General features: G+C 71.1%; 18 protein-coding genes. 6 read left to right on the top strand and 12 right to left on the bottom strand.

The window, feature by feature from the left end; genetic code table 11:
• Positions 1-6 precede the first annotated feature (6 nt).
• Complete coding sequence (locus tag MUB56_RS16160) at positions 7-1707, top strand: hypothetical protein (protein WP_244928036.1); 1701 nt, start codon at positions 7-9, stop codon at positions 1705-1707.
• On the opposite strand, the gene MUB56_RS16155 is transcribed toward MUB56_RS16160, so the two are convergent.
• Complete coding sequence (locus tag MUB56_RS16155; RefSeq protein ID WP_244928035.1) at positions 1685-2317, bottom strand: hypothetical protein; 633 nt, start codon at positions 2315-2317, stop codon at positions 1685-1687. The two genes, MUB56_RS16160 and MUB56_RS16155, sit on opposite strands and share 23 nt — an antisense overlap.
• 5 nt (positions 2318-2322) lie before the next feature.
• On the bottom strand, positions 2323-2994 hold the full coding sequence (locus MUB56_RS16150) for a hypothetical protein (protein ID WP_244928034.1): 672 nt from the start codon (positions 2992-2994) through the stop codon (positions 2323-2325).
• A gap of 89 nt (positions 2995-3083) precedes the next feature.
• Between MUB56_RS16150 and MUB56_RS16145 the strand changes: the two genes are divergently transcribed.
• Positions 3084-3887, top strand: a complete 804-nt coding sequence (locus tag MUB56_RS16145) for a sigma-70 family RNA polymerase sigma factor (RefSeq protein ID WP_244928033.1) — start codon at positions 3084-3086, stop codon at positions 3885-3887.
• A gap of 206 nt (positions 3888-4093) precedes the next feature.
• Here the strand turns inward: MUB56_RS16145 and MUB56_RS16140 are convergent, their stop codons facing one another.
• The 9 genes from MUB56_RS16140 to MUB56_RS16100 all read right to left on the bottom strand — a co-directional run bounded on the left by MUB56_RS16140 (position 4094) and on the right by MUB56_RS16100 (position 13246).
• Positions 4094-5275, bottom strand: a complete 1182-nt coding sequence (locus tag MUB56_RS16140) for a lipid-transfer protein (protein ID WP_244928032.1) — start codon at positions 5273-5275, stop codon at positions 4094-4096.
• On the bottom strand, positions 5272-6894 hold the full coding sequence (locus tag MUB56_RS16135; protein ID WP_244928031.1) for an acyl-CoA synthetase: 1623 nt from the start codon (positions 6892-6894) through the stop codon (positions 5272-5274). The genes MUB56_RS16140 and MUB56_RS16135 overlap by 4 nt, the downstream gene beginning before the upstream one ends.
• A gap of 76 nt (positions 6895-6970) precedes the next feature.
• Positions 6971-7762 carry an enoyl-CoA hydratase-related protein gene (locus tag MUB56_RS16130; protein ID WP_244928030.1) on the bottom strand — a complete coding sequence of 264 codons (792 nt, stop codon included), beginning with the start codon at positions 7760-7762 and terminating at the stop codon, positions 6971-6973.
• The gene (locus MUB56_RS16125; protein ID WP_244928029.1) at positions 7755-8936 is read right to left on the bottom strand and encodes an acyl-CoA dehydrogenase family protein; all 1182 of its coding nucleotides are present in this window, start codon (positions 8934-8936) and stop codon (positions 7755-7757) included. The genes MUB56_RS16130 and MUB56_RS16125 overlap by 8 nt, the downstream gene beginning before the upstream one ends.
• A gap of 1 nt (position 8937) precedes the next feature.
• Positions 8938-10077 (bottom strand): acyl-CoA dehydrogenase family protein, encoded by a 1140-nt coding sequence (locus MUB56_RS16120; protein ID WP_244928028.1) that lies wholly within the window; start codon positions 10075-10077, stop codon positions 8938-8940.
• The gene (locus tag MUB56_RS16115; protein ID WP_244928027.1) at positions 10077-11240 is read right to left on the bottom strand and encodes a thiolase domain-containing protein; all 1164 of its coding nucleotides are present in this window, start codon (positions 11238-11240) and stop codon (positions 10077-10079) included. The genes MUB56_RS16120 and MUB56_RS16115 overlap by 1 nt, the downstream gene beginning before the upstream one ends.
• The gene (locus tag MUB56_RS16110; RefSeq protein WP_244928026.1) at positions 11237-12316 is read right to left on the bottom strand and encodes a lipid-transfer protein; all 1080 of its coding nucleotides are present in this window, start codon (positions 12314-12316) and stop codon (positions 11237-11239) included. Before MUB56_RS16110 ends, MUB56_RS16115 begins: the two co-directional genes overlap by 4 nt.
• The gene (locus MUB56_RS16105; protein ID WP_244928025.1) at positions 12309-12788 is read right to left on the bottom strand and encodes a Zn-ribbon domain-containing OB-fold protein; all 480 of its coding nucleotides are present in this window, start codon (positions 12786-12788) and stop codon (positions 12309-12311) included. Before MUB56_RS16105 ends, MUB56_RS16110 begins: the two co-directional genes overlap by 8 nt.
• Entirely contained in the window at positions 12785-13246 is a 462-nt protein-coding gene (locus MUB56_RS16100; RefSeq protein WP_244928024.1) for an OB-fold domain-containing protein, read from the bottom strand. The genes MUB56_RS16105 and MUB56_RS16100 overlap by 4 nt, the downstream gene beginning before the upstream one ends.
• A gap of 177 nt (positions 13247-13423) precedes the next feature.
• Between MUB56_RS16100 and MUB56_RS16095 the strand changes: the two genes are divergently transcribed.
• From MUB56_RS16095 to MUB56_RS16080, 4 genes are all read left to right on the top strand, one after another.
• Positions 13424-14122 carry a helix-turn-helix domain-containing protein gene (locus MUB56_RS16095; protein WP_244928023.1) on the top strand — a complete coding sequence of 233 codons (699 nt, stop codon included), beginning with the start codon at positions 13424-13426 and terminating at the stop codon, positions 14120-14122.
• A 293-nt stretch (positions 14123-14415) separates the two neighbouring features.
• Positions 14416-15729, top strand: a complete 1314-nt coding sequence (locus MUB56_RS16090; protein ID WP_244928022.1) for an HNH endonuclease signature motif containing protein — start codon at positions 14416-14418, stop codon at positions 15727-15729.
• A gap of 15 nt (positions 15730-15744) precedes the next feature.
• Positions 15745-16032, top strand: a complete 288-nt coding sequence (locus tag MUB56_RS16085; protein ID WP_244928021.1) for a hypothetical protein — start codon at positions 15745-15747, stop codon at positions 16030-16032.
• Between the two features lie 153 nt (positions 16033-16185).
• On the top strand, positions 16186-17235 hold the full coding sequence (locus MUB56_RS16080; protein WP_244927952.1) for an IS110 family transposase: 1050 nt from the start codon (positions 16186-16188) through the stop codon (positions 17233-17235).
• A 357-nt stretch (positions 17236-17592) separates the two neighbouring features.
• Here MUB56_RS16080 and MUB56_RS25925 read toward each other — a convergent pair whose 3' ends face one another.
• Entirely contained in the window at positions 17593-17724 is a 132-nt protein-coding gene (locus MUB56_RS25925) for a hypothetical protein (RefSeq protein ID WP_280637293.1), read from the bottom strand.
• Positions 17725-17812: the final 88 nt, after the last annotated feature.

The raw sequence follows: 17812 nt of genomic DNA, 5'->3' as shown, positions 1-17812 counted from the left end.
GGCCGCTTGACCGGCACGTCGGACGTGACACCCGTCACGATCGCGTTGAACCGTTTCATAGGCGCGCATCAGGCGCAAGGACCGTTCCATTTTGAAACGTTCGCCCCATCGTCCGGACGAGTCGCGGGGTACGACGGTCCGGATGGTCCCCAGGTGAAGTCGCGGGTGAAATCCACGGCAGGTGGCGCGGCGGCGGAGGTGGTTGGTCCGATCAGCGTCGATCGTGGGAGCTTCGGTCGAGCCCCCGCGGGCTCGACACCGTCACCGATCTTGGGGGATGACGATGACTCGGCGTCGAAACGCGGCACCGACGGTGCCCCTGCCCGCACCCGCGGTCAGGAATGTGCCAGCATGACCGGCGTGTCTGTGGTGACGGCGGTGCACCTGCTCGCCGCGGTCGTTGCCGCAGCCACCACCGTCGTCGTGCTGGTGTTGCCGGCTCGACTGCGGGTGCTCTTGCCGCACGTGGGCTGGGCTTCGGGCGGCACCGTGGTCTGGACGCTGTGCGTGACGTCGGTGAAGCACGAGGGGATTCATCCGTGGCACCAGATCCTGTGGTTCCCCGCGATCGCGTTCGTCACGGGCGCCCTCCTGCTCTGGGCCGGCTGGTTCGCTCGGCCCGGTTGGCGGCCCAGCCGGTCCCTCTGGGTCATGTGGTTCGCCGCACCGGCACTGCTGCTGATCGTCCGCCTCGTCGGCGGTCAGGACGTCCGTTCGGCGCTCTTCGTCGCGAACACGGTCTACTGCTTCGCACTGCTGCTGGCGATCGCCGTCCAGGTCGCGCGACGAGCCGGCGACCCGGAGCCTGGGCCCCGAGTACTGGCCCGCGTCGTCCTCGTCGCGGCGGTCGTCACCCTGATCGCGGAGGCCTTCCGTCTCAACATCACCGACGTGATCGTGACCGTGACTCTGGTCGTCGTCGTTGCCACCACGGTGCACGCGGGCGAGAACATCCGGCCCCGACGGGACGCAGGGTCCCTGATCGACGACCTCGGGGCGCTCGTCCTGGTGTTCGACGCTCAGCAGCGGCTGGTCGATCTCAATGCACCGACCCGGCTCTTCTACACGCTGCGAGGTGCCGCGCCTCCTGCACCGGGAACCGATGCGATCGTCCTGCTCGGCACCGACCTGGTCGACCTCGACACCCTCACCGTGACCTTGGACGTCGGGAGCGAGAAGCTCCGTCTCGGCGGCTACGTCCAGCGCCTGCCTTCGGACGGCACACCCCCAGGCGGCTGGGTGTGCCTGCTGCGTCGCTCGGTGCGGGTCGGATCGGACGAGCCCGCGCACTGGGCGCGCCGCACACTCATGGGCCGGGTCCCGGCCCACGATCCCGCTACCGGGCTGCTGTCGAGCCGCGCGTTCCAGCAGGCCCTGGGCGACGCGGCGCAAGACTCTGCTGCCGAGACCGAGAGTGCGGTCGCCGTGGTCATGCAGACGTCGGACCCCGCCCTGTTGGTCGACACCGCATCGGTCGTCGCGGCCTCGTGGGAGGGCCGACCCGAGGCGATCGCGGTCGGACGGTTGGGCCGGTCGACGATAGGTCTCGTCGTCCGCGACGTCGCGGAGCCCACCATCAAGGCCTGGTACGACGAGGTCGGGATCCTCGACGGTGTCCTCGTAGCCATGCGCGGCGGATCGGTCTCCGAGGCAGTGGCGCTGGTCGACGCAGCCGACTCCGAGGTCAGTCGCCGCTCGCGAGGGTAGACACCACCTCGCGGATCGCCGCCAGGCGCCCCTCGGGATGGTCGACCAGCCGATGAAGGGTCACCACGGGGCCGCTACGGCCGGGAGTGAGACCGGCGACCCACGACCGGGCCTGCTCGGCTCGACGCACATCGCCCTGCACTAGCGCGACCAGCCCACGTGATGCGTTCTCCCGGCCCTCGAGCAGCGCCACGTGCTCCGACGGACGGTCGAGCCGGGCCGCCAGCACTCCCGCCGCCACCCGGAGCACGTCGTCGGGCTGCAACAGCGTGGGCCCCCCGCCACTACTGCCCTCGCGCGGTCCCGTCTCGGCGAGGACCGCCCAGGAGGGCAGCTCGGTGTCGGGACCGGCGAGGGAGATCCACAACCGATCCTCGAGATCGTCCCAGGTGAGCACGCGGACGTCGTGCGCCCGGTCGAGGTCCTCATGGGTCCGTGACCATGCGACAGCACAGGCCCGCAGCACCCCGGCCGGCAGCTCGTCACCCGGCTCGAGGTCCAGGATCAAGCGCAGGTCGGTGAAGACCGACGCGAGCGTCAAGCCGTCGATCGCGGCCTGGCGGGTCATGGCCGTCACGTCCTCGAGGAATCCCTCAACCGGGTCCGTCACGTTGCTCACCCCGCCCTGCGGAACAAGCGTCGTGCCAGGTCCACGTCGACCGGACCCGGGACCACCTGCACGGTCGGGGTGGTCGAACCGACGAGCTCGGTGCAACGGGTCCGCAGCAGCGCGGTGCGCCGGTCGAGTTCGGCACCCCCGTCCACTGCGGCCACGACCCGACCCTCTGCCTGTCCCGCGACCGCGGCACCGGGGAACACCCTGCGGACCTCGCCCACGACCCTGGCGAGCGCGGAACGCTCCGGATCCGCGGATTCCCAGGAGATCACCAGCAGCTGAGCGCTCGGCACCAGCTGCCGCCACTCGTCGCTGACCGAGCGCATCACGCGCCGTTCGACCTCCTCCAGCGATTCCTGCGACTCCAGCCCGACGCCACCGACCGTGTCCAGGAACGCGTCGGCCCACGCGACCGAGGAATCCTCGATCATCCGACTCGGCGTACCCATCCCCAGGACCGCGCAGAGCTGGTCGAGATCGGCGAGCAGCACCTCGACGCCCCTCCCGGTGCGGGCGTACTCCCGCGACAGCGCCCGCAGAGCGGCAACGTCGAGCGGACGGTCCGGACCCTCGGGCCACAGGAGGGGAAGATGGATCCGCAGATCCGACGGAGCGGAGCTCGCTGAGCGCGCGGTGTCGCGACGAGCCGCCCAGCGCTTCCAGCCCGCCATCGCGTCCGCCCTCCGCCGACCTAGACCGCACCCGTTGACGAGGCGACCCACGCGCCGGCCCGAGCGTCAACGGGAGGTATCGTACTGCCGTGCTGTCGCTGCTTCGTCCGAATCAGCGACGTCAGGGACGGCAGGCCGGCACCACGCCGCCGGACCCGCTGCCCCGTTCCGTGGAGCGTGACCAGGTTCTCGTCGCAGCAGCCCGAGCCGGCGACGCGGAGGCGGTTGACGAGCTCTACCGTCTCCACCTCTCGGTCGCGCGGGGTGTCGCCCGAGGGCTGTGCCGGCCGGACGACCTCGACGACGTCGTGTCGGAGGCATTCGCACGAGTGCTGAAGCAGATCTCCCGAGGCGGCGGCCCGCAGGTCTCCTTCCGCGCCTATCTCATCACCGCGGTGCGCAGCGCCGCCGCCGATCTCCCCCGCAAGAACGCGCGCCTGGTCCTGACCGACGACGTCGACGAAGTCACAGCCGACACCCGCCTCCCGGACCGCGCCCGTCGCGACAGTGCCGTCAGGCAGGAGTCCCAGCTCCTCGCGGATGCCCTCGGCGACCTTCCGGCCCGCTGGCAGCTGGTCCTGTGGTGGACGACGGTCGAGCAGCGGCCGCTGTCGGAGGTGGGTCAGCGGCTGGGCATCAACCCCAACGCCGCCGCCGCGCTCGCCTTCCGCGCGCGCCAGGGCCTGCGCGACGCCTACGTCCGGCTCCACCTGCCAGCGGTCGCCGATCCCTCCTGCGCCGCCTGTCGCGCGGAGTACGTCGAAGCCCTCCTGGCCCGGTCGGACACCCCCCTTCCCGATGATGTCGTCGAGCACCTGCGCTTCTGCGATCCGTGTCGTGACGTCACCGACGACCTCCGCGACACTCGGGCCGGCCTCGCCTCCCCTGCCTAGTGCCGCGGAACTTCTGAGCGCCCTCTCGTAAGAGGCGGGCGGCACGTGCGTCTCTTACAACGCCTGGCTCCGCGCCCCCGTCGCGGAGAGCATGACCGCCAGAGTCAGACCTGGAGGTCGTGCCAGGCGTCGGGCAGGGAGCGGAGATCGACGCCGCCCCCTGCCCGACCTGGCAGCTGTTCCTGCTGAGCAGGACGACTCGTGCGTCAGGCCGAGTAGAGGGTCACCACGCAGGCGCCACCGATGCCGAGGTTGTGCTGCAGTCCGGTGCTCGCGCCGGGCACCTGCCGGCCGGCCGCCTCACCGCGCAGCTGCCAGGTGATCTCGGCGCACTGCGCCAGCCCGGTGGCCCCCAGTGGATGACCCTTGGAGATCAGCCCTCCGGACGGGTTCACCACCCACCGGCCACCGTGGGTGGTGGCACCGGACTCGACCAGCCGGCCGCCCTCCCCCTCGGCGCAGAGGCCGAGGGCCTCGGTGGTGATGATCTCGTTGACGGAGAAGCAGTCGTGCACCTCCAGGACATCGAGGTCCTCCACCCGGCGGCCGCTCTCGGCGAGCACCTGGGCCATCGCACTCCGGGTCAGCTGCGACCCGACGACGTCGATCATCGAGCCCGCCGAGAAGGTCGACGTCGCGTCGGTGGCCATCGCCTGGCCGACGATCTCCACGGCACGGTCGGCCAGCCCGTGCTCCCTCACGAAGCGCTCGCTCACGATCAGGGCCGCACCGGCACCGTCGGAGGTCGGGGAGCACTGCAGCCGGGTCAGCGGCGCCTGGACGGTGAGGTCACCCAGCACCTGCTCCAGCGTGTACGCCTCCTGGAACTGGGCGAGTGGGTTGTCGACCGAGTGCCGGTGGTTCTTCACCGCGACCGAGGCGATCTGCTCCTCGGTGGTCCCGAACCGCTCCATGTGCTCGCGGGCGGCAGCGGCGAAGAGCTGCACCGTGGTCGGCACCGGGCCGGGCTGGTGCAGCTCCGCCAGCACCGCCAGGTGCGGGTCCAGGGTCGAGACCACACGGTTCGGTGCGCCGGCCATCGCCTCCTTGGTCATCTGCTCGAACCCGACGGCCAGGGCGGCGTCGACCAGGCCGGATCCCACCCACTCCCGCGCGGTCATCAGCGCGGTGGAGCCGCTGGCGCAGTTGTTGTTGACGTTGAGGATCGGGATCCCGGTCATGCCGATGTCGTAGAGCGCCCGCTGGCCGGCCGCGGAGGGCTGGAAGACGTAGCCGACGGCGGCGCGCTGCACCACGTCGTACTCGACTCCGGCGTCGGCCAGGGCCTGGCCCACGGCCTGCCCGACCATCTCGGGATAGGTCCAGCCCCGGGAGCCGATCTTCACGAACGGGGTCACCCCGACCCCGACGACGTACGTCCTGTTCATCGCGCGACCGCCTCGGCCGCGACCGCCTCGGCCGCGATCCGGTTGGCCTCGGGGACGTTGACCTTGCCGGTCACGTGACGCGGAGTCCGCTCCACCGGCACCAGGCGGCGCGGGAGCTTGTAGCCCGACAGCTGGTCACGCAGGAAGTCCCGCAGCTCCTCCAGGGTCGGGGCCGCGCCGGGGCGGGCCTGGACCAGCGCGGTGACGGCCTGCCCGAAGCGGTCGTCCGGGCTCCCGACGACGACGGCGTCGAAGACCTGCGGGTGTGCCTTGAGTCCTCGCTCCACCTCCTCGGGGAAGACCTTCTCGCCGCCGGTGTTGATGCAGCTCGAGCCCCGTCCCAGCAGGGTCAGGGTGGTCGCGCTCTCGATCCGGGCGAAGTCACCGGGAACGGCGTAGCGGACGCCGTCGATCATCGTGAAGGTCTCGGCCGTCTTCACCGGGTCCTGGTAGTAACCCTGCGCGACGAACCCGCGCCGAGCGACCCGGCCGACGACACCGACGCTGGTCCCGGGGTCCAGGACGTTGCCCTCGTCGTCGAGCACGCACGTGCCCTCGCTGATCCGGACGGTCGCCCCGCCGGTGCGCGAGGTGGCGTCGTCGACCACGCCGAAGCCGGCCAGGCCCATCTCGGTGGCCCCGATGGAGTCGCTCAGCAGCACCGTGGGGAAGGCCCGACGGAACTCCTCCTTCAGCGCGGTGGAGAAGATCGCCGCGCTGGACGCCACGGCGATGAGGCTGCTGCCGTCGTAGCGACCGGTGCCGTACTCGTCGATCAGGGGCCGGGCCATGGCATCGCCGGTGAGGAACATGGTCTCCACGCCCTCGGCGTCGACCACCTGCCAGATCACGTCGGGATCGAAGCGCGGCACGAGGTGCACCTGGGCGCCCTCGAAGAAGCCCTTGAACATGCTCCAGGTGGCGGCGCCGTGCATCAGCGGACTGAGCGGGAAGCTGATCCGTCCCGGACCGCCGGCGGCGATCCGGGACTGGGAGTACTCGTCCAGCAGCTCGCCGGTCAGCACGTCGATGCCGCCGCCCAGGGTGCGCCACACGTCCTCATGCGCCCACATCACTCCCTTGGGATAGCCGGTGGTGCCACCGGTGTACAGGATGTAGAGATCCTCCCCCGACCGTGCCTCGAAGTCGCGGTCCGGCGAGCCGCTCGCCACCGCGTCGTCCCAGTGCACCGCGCCGTACGACGCGAACTCGTGCCCCGAGCCGTCCTCGATGACCACGACGTGCTGCAGCAGCGGATGCCGGTCGACGACGTTGGCGACCAGCGGTGCGTAGCTCCGGTCGTGGACCAGGGCGACCAGGTCGGCGTTGTCGAAGATGTGGCTCAGCTCCGCCTCGACGTAGCGGTAGTTGACGTTGATCGGGATCGCGCGGAGCTTCAGCGTGGACAGCATGGCGACCACGTGCTCGACGCCGTTGAGTCCGTAGATGCCCACGTGCGAGCCCCGGCCGACCCCGTGCCCGGCGAGATGGTGGGCGAACCGGTTGCTCAGCAGCTCGAGCTCCGCATAGGTCAGCCGGGTCTCACCGACCACCAGGGCGGTGCGGGCGGGTACGACGTCGACTGCGTGCTCGAAGAGATCTGCGATAGCGAGGGCCATGACAGCGACGATAGGAACCGTCGGTGCCGCCTCCCGGCGTACTTCCAGTGGATGAAAGCCGCACGGCGACCACGGGTCAGTGGCCGGTGAAGTCGGGAGTACGACGCTCGCCGAACGCCCGCAGCCCCTCCCGGGCATCGGAGCTGGACATCACCTCGCGGGTCAGCCGCCGCTCGATCGCCAGTGCGTCCTCCTCGGCCAGCCAGCCGCTCTCGATCACGGCGCGCTTGGCGTTGCGGACCGCCAGCGGGCCGTTGGCCGCGACCCGTTCAGCCAGGGCGATCGCCGTCGGCAGCGCCTCGCCACGGGGCACGACGCGTCCGACCAGGCCCACCTCGCGGGCCTCCGCGGCGGTGAGCGGGTCGCCGGTCAGGATCATCTCCATCGCCCGGGTGTAGGGGATCTGGCGCTTGAGCCGCACCATCGACCCGGCTCCGGGGACGAGGCCGCGCTGCACCTCGGGAAGCCCGAACCGCGCCTGCTCCTCGGCGACCCTGATGTCGGTCTGCTGGAGCATCTCGCAGCCGCCGCCCAGCGCGTCACCGTTCACCGCTGCGACCAGCGGCTTGACGAGCGGGGCGCTGAGCAGCAGGCCGCGGGTGATGGTCGCCGTACTGGGCCGCGGACGGTCCTCGCCGGAGCCCCCGGTCATCCAGCCCTCGCGCAGGTCTCCCCCGACGCAGTAGGCCTCGCCGGCGCCGGTCAGCACGGCGACCCGGATGGCGTCGTCGGCCTCGATCCGGTCCCAGGCCGCGGCGAGGGCCTCGATCATCGCGAGGTTCATCGCGTTGCGGCGCTCGGGCCGGTTCATGGTCAGGACGGCGATCGGGCCCCGGCGCTCGAAGAGCAGGACCTCTGCGTCAGCCACGTGGCATCCCCATTCCGTGGATCGCGATCAGGTCCCGCTGGACCTCGTTGGTCCCGCCGCCGAAGGTGAGGATCAGCGTGGCGCGCTGACCCCGCTCGAGGCGGCCGAGCAGTACGGCGCCAGGTGAGCCGGCGACGACCGAGGCGGACGACCCGACCACCTCCAGCAGCAGCCGGTAGGCCTCGGTGAAGAACTCGGTGCCGAAGACCTTGGTGGCGGAGGCGGTCTCGGGCGCGACGTCGTGCTCGATGCCCCAGGCGATCCGCCAGTTGATCAGCTTGAGGAACTCGACCTTGGCGTGCACCCGGGCCAGGTCGAGGCGCACCCACTCCTGGTCGATCACCCGAGAGCCGGTGGGCAGCCGGGTGCTGCGCGCCCAGGCCACGGTCTCCTCCAGGGCCCGCTCGATCTTGGAGGCCGGTGAGACCGCCACCCGTTCCCGGTTCAGCTGCTGGGTCATCAGCGCCCAGCCGCCGTTCTCGGGTCCGACCCGGTTGCTCGCCGGGATCCGCACGTCGTCGTAGAAGGTCGCTCCCGTGGTCTGGTCGCCGACGGTGTGGATCAGGTTGAAGCTGAAGCCGGGAGTGTCGGTGGGGACGATGAGGACCGAGAGGCCGCGGTGCCGGTGCGCCTCGGGGTCGGTGCGGGCAGCGAGCCAGACGTAGTCGACGTACTGGACCATGCTGGTCCACAGCTTCTGCCCGTTGATGACGTAGTCGTCGCCCTCGCGGCTGGCCCGGGTGGAAAGGTTGGCCAGGTCGGTGCCGGCCTCGGGCTCGGAGTAGCCGATGGCGAAGTCGACAGAGCCGTCCAGGATCCGCGGCAGGAACTCCGCCTTCTGCTCGTCGGTGCCGTGCCGCATGATCGCGGGACCGACGGTGCCGATGGTGAGCAGCGGGAGCGGCACCTCGGCGCGCGAGGCCTCGTCGATGAAGATCAGCTGGTCCATCAGCGGACGGCCCTGGCCGCCGTACTCCACGGGCCAGCCCAGGCCGAGCCAGCCGTCCTCGCCGAGCCGGCGGACCAGTCGTCGGTACGGACCCGACCTGGTGTGGTCCGGCTCGGTGCCGCCGTGCGGCAGGCGACGGCGGTCCTCGGGGGTGACGACCTGGTCGAAGTAGACGCGCAGCTCGCGGCGCAGGGCCTGCTGCTCAGGCGTGGGGGCGACGCGCATCTCAGGCCTCGATCCCGATCGGCGTCGACTCGTCGGCGAGCAGCGCACCGATGGCGCTGAGCTGCTGCGAGGCGTTGCCCAGGGTGAACTCGTTCTTCTTGGCCCCGATGAAGTACCGGTGGACCGGGTGCTCCACGTCCACGCCCACGCCGCCGTGCAGGTGCACCGCGGCGTGGCCGACCCGGTGCCCGGCCTCGGCGCACCAGAACTTGGCCACGGCCACCTGGGACTCGGCCGGCCCTCCCGACTCGAGTGCCCAGATCGCCTGCCAGAGCGTGAGGCGCACGGCCTCGACGTCGATGTAGCAGTCGGCCACCCGCTGCCGCACGGCCTGGTTGTGGGCCAGCGGCCGGCCGAACGCCTCGCGCTCGGAGGTGTACTCGGCCATCAGCTCGAGTGCGCGGTGGAGGACGCCGAGCTGGGTCGCGCAGAGTCCGACGACGACCCGGGCGCGGGCCCAGGCGACGACCTCGTCGCCGGCGCCGGGGTCTCCGAGGACCGCGTCGGCTGCCACCTCGACCCCGGTCAGGACGAGGTCGGCCTCGGGCTCGCGGTTGGTGGTCCGGACCGGCGCGAGGGCCAGCCCCTCGGCATCGGTGGGGACCAGGAAGACCGTGACCGCGCCGTCCTCGGCGCGCGCCGGCACCAGGAGTACGTCGGCGAACGTGCCGCCGGCGACGCGGGAGGCGTGACCATCGAGGCGCCACCCGGTCGCGGTCCGGGCCGTGCGTACGTCGTGCCCGGTGATCGAGGTGTCCGGGTCCTCCAGGGCCGAAGCCAGGATCGTCTCGCCCCGGGCCGCCGCCGGGAGGAGCTGCTCGCGCTGTGCGTCGGTGCCGAACCGGGCCACCGGCAGCGCCCCCGCGACGATCGAGGAGAGCATCGGCACATGGGCCAGGGTGCGGCCCACCTGCTCGAGGACCAGACACGTCTCGAGCAGGCCGAGCCCGCTGCCGCCCACCCCGTCGGGCAGCGAGACGTCGACCAGGTGGGACCGGGCCATGGCCGACCAGGTCGACCGGTCCAGCCACTCCGGTCCGGACTCCAGCTGCCGGAGCCGGTCCACGGTGACCAGGTCGCCGAGGATCCTGGCGGCGAGGTCGCGGACCGCGTCCTGGTCCTCGGTGAGGGCGAAGTCCATCAGTGCTCACCCGGCCGTTCGCTGCCGACGAGCCACATCGCATGGAACTGCGCCGCGCCGCCCATGGCGTGGCCGACCACCTTGCGGGCCCCGTCCACCTGATGGTCGCCGGCCAGGCCGCGCACCTGCAGTGCCGCCTCGGCGAACCGGATCAGGCCGGTGGCTCCGGTCGGGTTGCCGGAGAGCACCCCGCCGGAGGCGTTGATCGGCTGGCTGCCCTCGAAGGCGGTGGTGCCGTCGTCGACCCGTTTCCAGCCCTCGCCGATCGGGGCGAGGCCGAGGTTCTCCAGCCAGATCGGCTCGAACCAGCTGTAGGGGATGTAGAGCTCGGCCGCGTCGACCTCGGTGGCGGGATCGGTGATCCCGGCCTGCTGGTAGACGTCCATCGCGCACTCGGTGCCGGCCCTCGGGTTGACCTCGTCGCGGCCGGCGAAGTGACCGGTCTCGGTGCGCCAGGCCATGCCGTGGATCCACGCCGGCGGACGCGGCGTACTGCCGACCTCCTCCTCGGCCGCGAGCACGACGGCACACGACCCGTCGGAGGAGGGGCAGGACTCCAGGAACCGGATCGGGTCCCACAGCATCGGCGACTCGCGGACCTTCTCGATGGTGATGTCGGGACGCTGGATGTGGGCGTACGGGTTCCGGGTCGCGTTCAGCCGGTGGTTGACCGCGGTCTGCCAGCCGATGTGCTCGGGTGCGCCGGAGCGGCGGATGTACTCGCGGATCACCGGCGCGAAGTGACCGCCGGCGCCGGCGCCCAGGTTCGGGGTGAACGGCCGGGGACGCGACAGGGCCCAGGTGAAGTCGCCCTCCGACTCCTTGGAGTAGGCCACCACCAGCACCCGTCGGGCCAACCCGGCCTGGATGAGGTGCGCGCCGTAGATCGCGGCGTGGCCGCCGACGCTGCCGCCGGTGAAGACCCGGGTGACCGGCAGACCCACGGCTCCCATCGCGTCGGCGAGGTAGAGCTCGGGCATCATCACGCCGTCGAAGAGATCCGGGGTCTTGGAGAGGATCACGGCATCGATCTGGCTGGAGTCCACCTCGGCATCGGCCATCGCGGCGGCCACCGCCTCGTACACCATGGCCGCGATCGAGACCTCGCGGCGCTTGGCCTGCTTCCCCTGGCCGACCCCGACCACTGCGACTCGCTTGCTCACCGTTCCCCCTCCAGGAGACAGACCAGGTTCTGTTGCAGGACGGGGCCGTGGGTCGCGTGGGCCAGCACCTGGTCCGCGCCGCCGCGGTGGATCAGGGCCGCCGCCTCCCCCACCCGGGCCAGGCCCGTGGCGGTCACCGGCCGACCGGCGAGCGGTCCCCCGGACGGGTTGACGGCGACCGACTCGGAGAGTCCCAGCGCGTTGGCGAGGATCGCCTCCTGGTGGCTGTACTCGAGGTGCAGCTCGGCCGCATCCGGACGCAGCGTCGTACCCGCCTCCGCGGCCTGGCGGACCACCGTGGCCAGTGCCGTCTCGGTCGAGGGCGACCTGGTCAGGTCCCGTGCTCCCGGGTAGTGCGTCTCGATCCGGTGGTCCAGGCCCCGGATCCAGGCCGGACGGCCGCACAGCCTCCGGGCGACGTCCCCGGTGGCGAGTACGACGGCGGCGGCCGCGTCGACGACCGGAGCGACGTCGAAGGAGCGCAGCGGAGAGGCGACGTACGGCAGCTCCATCAGGTCGTCGCTGGGGTAGTCACCCGAGCGCCACGCCGTCCGGCTGTCGCTCGCAGCGGCCAGGGAGCGGGAGACCACCTCGGCCATCCGGCGCTCGTCGGTGATGCCGGCCTCCAGGCAGGCGCGAGCCTGGATCCCGGCCAGCGCGTCCTGGTGCGGGCGCAGCGGCGCCAGGTAGTAGGGGTCGAGCTGGGTGGGCATCACGTCGTCGAGGTCGTGCACCCTGGTCCCGCACCCGACGCCGTAGACCAGGGCGATGTCGCCCTCGCCCAGCTGCAGCCACGACCAGGCCTCGGCCAGGGCCCAGGCCGCGTCCATCTCCACGTGCGACTCCGAGATCGGCGGCCAGGCACCGACGGCGTCGAGCGAGTCGATGTAGGCGAAGGTGCGTCCCTCGAAGAAGTCGTGGCTCCCGGAGGCGAAGAAGTCCACCTGGTCCCGGGTGAGACCCACCGAGTCGAGGACCCCGGAGACCACGGGGAGCAGGATCTCGGCCATGTCCGATTCGCGGTTCGCGTGGTCCTGGACGGACTGGGCGAACGCGACGACGGCGACCTCACGCATGGTCGTCCTCCTTCCGCACCGGCCGGAAGTACCGGATGCTGTCGAGGGTGGCGGCCAGCTGATCGGGCTCCACCCACACCGGCTCCACCTCCAGGTCGATGGCGACCCGGTCCTGCTCGATGCCGGAGATCCGGTGCATCAGACGGGTGTCGACGCCGTCGAGCCGGATGTAGGCGACGACGTACGGCGGGGTCTCGGTCTGGCCGGGGAACGGGAAGTTCACGACGCAGTACGTCGCGATCCGGCCGCGCCCCGAGACCTCGAACGGCTCGTCGAGCCCGGTCAGGCAGCGTGAGCAGAAGCTCGGTGCGGGCAGGTAGACCTGGCCGCACGAGGGGCACCGGCGGGCCAGCAGCCGGCCCTCGGCCAGGCCGCCGAGGAAGCGGCTCCGTCCGGCTCCGGCGACGTAGGTGTAGTCCACCTTGTACTGCGATCCGAGCACGGTCACCGGCTCGGTGGTCGGTCCGCTCACTGCTCCTCCTCGACGGGTTCGAAGCAGGCGAGGTCCCGGATCGAGCCGACCCGCTCCTGGCTCCACCGGATCCGCACGCGCATCCCGGTGTGCATCCGGTCGGCGTCCCCGCCGGTGTCGACGGCGTGGAAGAGCGCCGTGTCGGCACCGTCGACGAGGACCAGCGCCCAGGCGAAGTCGTGGCCGACCGGGTCGCCCGGCCGCGCCGGGACCCAGGTCCAGGAGGTGACCGTGCCGGTCGGTTCGAGCGGCACCGAGCCGGTGGTCGGGATGCCGGTCCCGGGCTCGAACTCCAGGGCCGGGCATAGCACCCTGCCGGACGCCGTGGTGGCGCCCGTCAGGACTCCGTCCCGCAGTCCGGTCAGGAACTCCCCGATCACCGGACCGACCGTCCGGCTGAAGCCGAACTCGATCGTGTAGGGAGCCGTGAGCAGGTCAGATGGGACGGGTTGCTGCATGTCGGGAGTCTGGCAACCCCGGCCGTCAGCGAGATCGGCACTTTCAATGGCTGAAAGCGACGTGTGCGCTACGTTCGCGCGACCGGAACATCCGAGCGTTCGGGGCCGGGCAGGTGGAGGTAGGAGATGGCACGCAGCGGAGCGGTCCAGGAGCACAGACCGTCCATGGTCGAGCGGATGACCGACATCCTCGATGTCTTCATGAACGGCCCGACCGTGATGTCGCTGGAGGAGGTCGCGGCGGCCGCCGGACTCCCCCAGTCGACGGCGTTCCGGATCATGAGGCAGCTGACCGGCTTCCAGTGGCTCGAGCACGACGAGAGCGGCTACCGACTCGGCGTGCGCTCGATGGCGCTCTCGGCCCGCAGCCACAGCCACGCGATGCTCACCTCCGCGGCCCGGCCGGAGATGGAGCACCTCCAGGCACAGACCGGGGTGTGCGTGAACCTCGGCGTGCTCGAGGGCTCCAGCGTGCACTTCGTCGGGAAGGTCGGCGGCGCGATCGCGCACAAGATCCCGTCCTCGGTCGGCGCGCGCGTCGCGGTGCACCGGACGCTCGTGGGTCGGGCCCTGCTGGCCCCGCTGTCGCCCGAGCGGGTGGAGCAGGTGATGTCGCTGCGCGACCGGCGGCCGGACCCCTCCCTCGATCTCCCGGACTTCCACCGCAAGCTCGCGCACGTACGCCACCGCAACGGGCTAGCCGTCCTCACCTGCCGGGTGATGAACGGCCTGGCCGCGGGCATCGCCAGCCCCGACGGCCTGGTGGCCGGCATGTCGGTGGTCTCGCGGGAGAGGTTCGACCTGGACCGCACCGCGCCGCTGCTGATCGACGCCGTCCGGGCCGTCTCCCACCGCATGTTCGGTCCCGCTGCCTAGCGGTCGTCGTTGTTGATTCGTCGGGGGTCTGTCTGCCAGGCCGTTTGGGCGCCGACGTGGAGGGCTCGTGCGATGTCGAGCTCCGCTGCTTCCGCACGGCGGTGGGTGGAGGTCTCCTCTTGGCAGCAGGTTGGTTCGACGACCTTCTATGAAATAGGGGGCTCGTCGTCCGCTCGGGTCGACGTACCTGGTTGCGGCTGCTGGTCGGCTCACGGTCGCTTCGGGTCGACCGTTGGGGTCACCGCTGTGGAAGAACAACCCGGACTGTCGGTGGGCTTCACTACATTACTGGTATGGCCAACGGGGAGCTTCACGACTGCGACGACGCATCCGCGTTGCTCGCGTTCGTGCGTGCTCGCCGGACGGTCGCGGCCCGGGCGGAGGCTGATCTGTTGGCCTCGGCGGTGGCGTGGGCGGCTATGCACTCCACCGAGTCCCTCGACGAGGCCGCGAGCCTGGTCCCGGGCAGTCAGGAGCCGGTCGCGATCGCCGGCGAGGGTGCGCCGTTGGTGGCGGAGTTCAGTGTGTTCGAGTTCGCCGCCGCCCTCGGTCTGTCCACCGATGCCGGACGGATCTACCTCGGTGATGCGGTCGAGCTGGCGCACCGGCTGCCGAGGCTCTACGGCCGGGTCCAGGCGCTGGACCTGCCGGCGTGGAAGGCGCGGCGGATCGCCAAAGCCACCAACGACCTCCCCATGGAGGGGGCGGCCTACGTGGACGCCCATCTTGCGCCGGTGGCGCACAAGGTCTCGATCGCCCAGCTCGACCGAACCGTTGAAGAGGCCCGGGTGACGTACGACCCGGCCGAAGCCAAAGCCCGGTGGGAGGCGTCGTTCGAGAAGCGGCACTTCGACATCGACCGCCAACAGGTCTCCTTCGACGGCACCGTCGACGTCCACGGCACCCTCGACCTGGCCGACGCCCTCGACCTCGAAGACGCCGTCGCCCGCCGCGCCCGCGAACTCGGCCAGCTCGGCCTCGACGTACCGGTCGACATCCGCCGCTCGATCGCGGTCGGCGACCTGGCTCGGCGCCAGTTGTCGTTGGAGCTCAACGCTCAAGAGCCCGACGACCCTCAGCGGAAGCGGCCCCGCCAGGTGGTCCTGCACGTGCACCTCTCCGACGCCGCCCTCGGCGACACCACCGGGAGCGACGACCTGCACCTGGCCCGGGTCGAGGAGACCCGCTCCTTCGTCTCCGCCGACCAGGTCCGCAGCTGGTGCGCGAACCCCGACACCCAGGTCGTGATCAAGCCGGTCATCGACCTCGACGATCACGTCCACGTCGACGCCTACGAAACCCCCGACCGGCTCCGCGAACGCCAGGTCCTGCTCCAACACAGCTGCGTGTTCCCGTGGTGCCGCAAGCCGGCCCGTAGATGCGACTGCGACCACATCGACCCCGCCGCCCGCGGCGGACCCACCTGCGACTGCAACATCGCCCCGCTCTGCCGACGGCACCATCGCGCGAAGACCCACACCAGGTGGCGCTACGACAAGCTCGACGGCACCACCTTCGTGTGGCAAACCCCGAACGGTCTGGTCTTCAAACGCGACCACACCGGCACCACCGAGCTCACCCGACCGACCCCACCGCCTCAGCCCTGACGAGCGCCGTCGACGGTGACCTCCCAGCCTCAATGGCTCCTTGAGCCAGCCTGCTGTCGACAGGAGAACGCCACCGACCGCGCGCTCGGCGCCGCACCGCGGCCCACGTCGTACGCCCGGTGGGCCGCGGAGTCGCCCGACGACTCCGTCTTCGCGATCACGAGCAGGCGCTACGTCACCCACAGGTTGCGGCTGCCCGCCCCGTTCTTCGAGCTGCTCTCCCGCACGACCCAGGCGATCGCCGAGTTCGCCCGGCGGCACGACGACAAGCGGCTCCGGACAGTGCGCGGGGCCGGCTGCTAGACGGTATGACGTGACCCGGTCGCAGTGACGGGGTTGCGGGCCGGGGCCTCACTCACAAGATTCGTGGGTTACCGAGCAGGGGCCGCCTGCTCGGCCTATCCGACATTGTGGGAGGCCCCGGTGTTTACCGAGCGTACGAGCGTTGGGCTCGACGTGCACGCACGATCTGTCGCGGCAGCGGCGATCGATGGCGTCACGGGCGAGCTCGTCCAAGCGAAGCTGACCCCGTCTCATGACCACATCAGGTCCTGGGTCCAGGACCTTCCGGGGCCGGTCGCGGTGGCCTACGAGGCTGGCCCGACGGGATTCGGCCTGTCGCGGGCACTGGCCGCGGCCGGGATCCGGTGCGAGGTCGTCGCTCCGTCGAAACTGCAGCGACCTTCGGGCGATCGGGTCAAGACCGACGCCAAGGACGCGGTGCACCTGGCCCGATTGCTGCGACTCGACGAGTACGTCGCGGTGTCGGTGCCGAGCGTGGGACAGGAGAACGCCCGCGACCTGGTCCGCGCTCGGGAGGACGCTCGCGGTGACCTGATGCGGGCCCGGCACCGGTTGTCGAAACTTCTGCTGCGCCAAGGGATCGTCTACTCCGGCGGTCACGCCTGGACCACCACCCACGACGCCTGGCTACGCCGACAGCGCTTCGATGCGCCCGCGCTGCAGCTGACGTTCGAGTCCGACTACGACGCCGTGCTCGCCGTGAAAGCGCGCCGCGACCGGCTCGATGACGCGATCGCCGTGATGGCGGCGGACTCCGAGTTCACCCCGATCGTGCGCCGACTCGGCTGCCTGCGCGGGGTCAGCACCCTGACCGGGTTCGCGTTGGCCGTTGAGGTCGGTGACTGGCACCGGTTCACCGGCAACACCATCGGCTCGTTCGTCGGTCTGGTGCCGTCGGAGTACTCCTCCGGGGCGAGCCGGGTCCAGGGCTCGATCACCAAGACCGGCAACACCCACCTGCGTCGGCTGCTGGTCGAGGCCGCCTGGCACCACCGGGCCCACTATCGGCCGGGAAAGACCATGCGTGATCGCTGGGAGCTCGCATCACCAGCAGCCCGGGCCCGCGGTGACGCCGGCAACCGGCGGCTGAACGCCCGCTGGGACACCTTCCGGGCCCGTCGCAAGCGGCACGTGGTCGCCAACGTCGCGATCGCCCGCGAGCTGGCCGGCTGGTGCTGGTCCCTGGCCGTCCTCGAGGACTGACCCGAGCCCGGCCAACCCTGACTGCTTCATCGACCAACGTGGTGGAAGCAGCGCGTGGAGCGACCCGCGAAACAGCTATGAGCAGTCCGGACCAGCACAGCTGATCCGGACGACGCTCGGTCCTAGACAAGCGGTCCGCTCCTGCCGAACACCCCGTCCTGCGGTAACCAACCCGCGCATATCAGCCTGACCGCGCGTCGCCAATGACACGCTCACCACCGACGATATCGACGAAGCACGAGGCGCCCGCCCCGAACAACCGGGACGGGCGCCTCCCCCTGCCTCTTGACAGGAAGGCCCTACATATCAGCTGGGCCCGCTCTCTGCCGGCCCACCCGGGCGTCGTGCGGGAGCCCGCTAGCCGAGGCCGAGCAGCGCGGCCACGAAACCGACGGCCGGGATGAACCAGATGAAGGCGGTCGCGAAGAGGTCGGAGTCGACCGGGGCCTCGTCGGGGCGGGCGTGGTCTTCGAGCGTCGAGGTCGTCATGGTGCTTCCCGTTGCGGAGTCGTCCTTCGGACAGCTGATCGGGTATCCGGACACCGAGACCGCTACACGGAACGGCGACGAAACCGCC

Source organism: Nocardioides sp. W7, assembly GCF_022919075.1.
Taxonomy (GTDB): domain Bacteria; phylum Actinomycetota; class Actinomycetes; order Propionibacteriales; family Nocardioidaceae; genus Nocardioides.
Note: the sequence above shows the minus strand (reverse complement) of the source record. Positions and strands in the feature narration are given on the sequence as shown.

Excerpts from the sequence above, each read along its gene's own strand:
- MUB56_RS16135 (WP_244928031.1), bottom strand. The coding sequence starts at position 6,894 with ATGGCCCTCGCTATCGCAGATCTCTTCGAGCACGCAGTCGACGTCGTA.
- MUB56_RS16120 (WP_244928028.1), bottom strand. The coding sequence starts at position 10,077 with ATGGACTTCGCCCTCACCGAGGACCAGGACGCGGTCCGCGACCTCGCC.
- MUB56_RS16140 (WP_244928032.1), bottom strand. The coding sequence starts at position 5,275 with ATGAACAGGACGTACGTCGTCGGGGTCGGGGTGACCCCGTTCGTGAAG.
- MUB56_RS16125 (WP_244928029.1), bottom strand. The coding sequence starts at position 8,936 with ATGCGCGTCGCCCCCACGCCTGAGCAGCAGGCCCTGCGCCGCGAGCTG.
- MUB56_RS16100 (WP_244928024.1), bottom strand. The coding sequence starts at position 13,246 with ATGCAGCAACCCGTCCCATCTGACCTGCTCACGGCTCCCTACACGATC.
- MUB56_RS16150 (WP_244928034.1), bottom strand. The coding sequence starts at position 2,994 with ATGGCGGGCTGGAAGCGCTGGGCGGCTCGTCGCGACACCGCGCGCTCA.
- MUB56_RS16090 (WP_244928022.1), top strand. The coding sequence starts at position 14,416 with ATGGCCAACGGGGAGCTTCACGACTGCGACGACGCATCCGCGTTGCTC.
- MUB56_RS16110 (WP_244928026.1), bottom strand. The coding sequence starts at position 12,316 with ATGCGTGAGGTCGCCGTCGTCGCGTTCGCCCAGTCCGTCCAGGACCAC.
- MUB56_RS25925 (WP_280637293.1), bottom strand. The coding sequence starts at position 17,724 with ATGACGACCTCGACGCTCGAAGACCACGCCCGCCCCGACGAGGCCCCG.
- MUB56_RS16095 (WP_244928023.1), top strand. The coding sequence starts at position 13,424 with ATGACCGACATCCTCGATGTCTTCATGAACGGCCCGACCGTGATGTCG.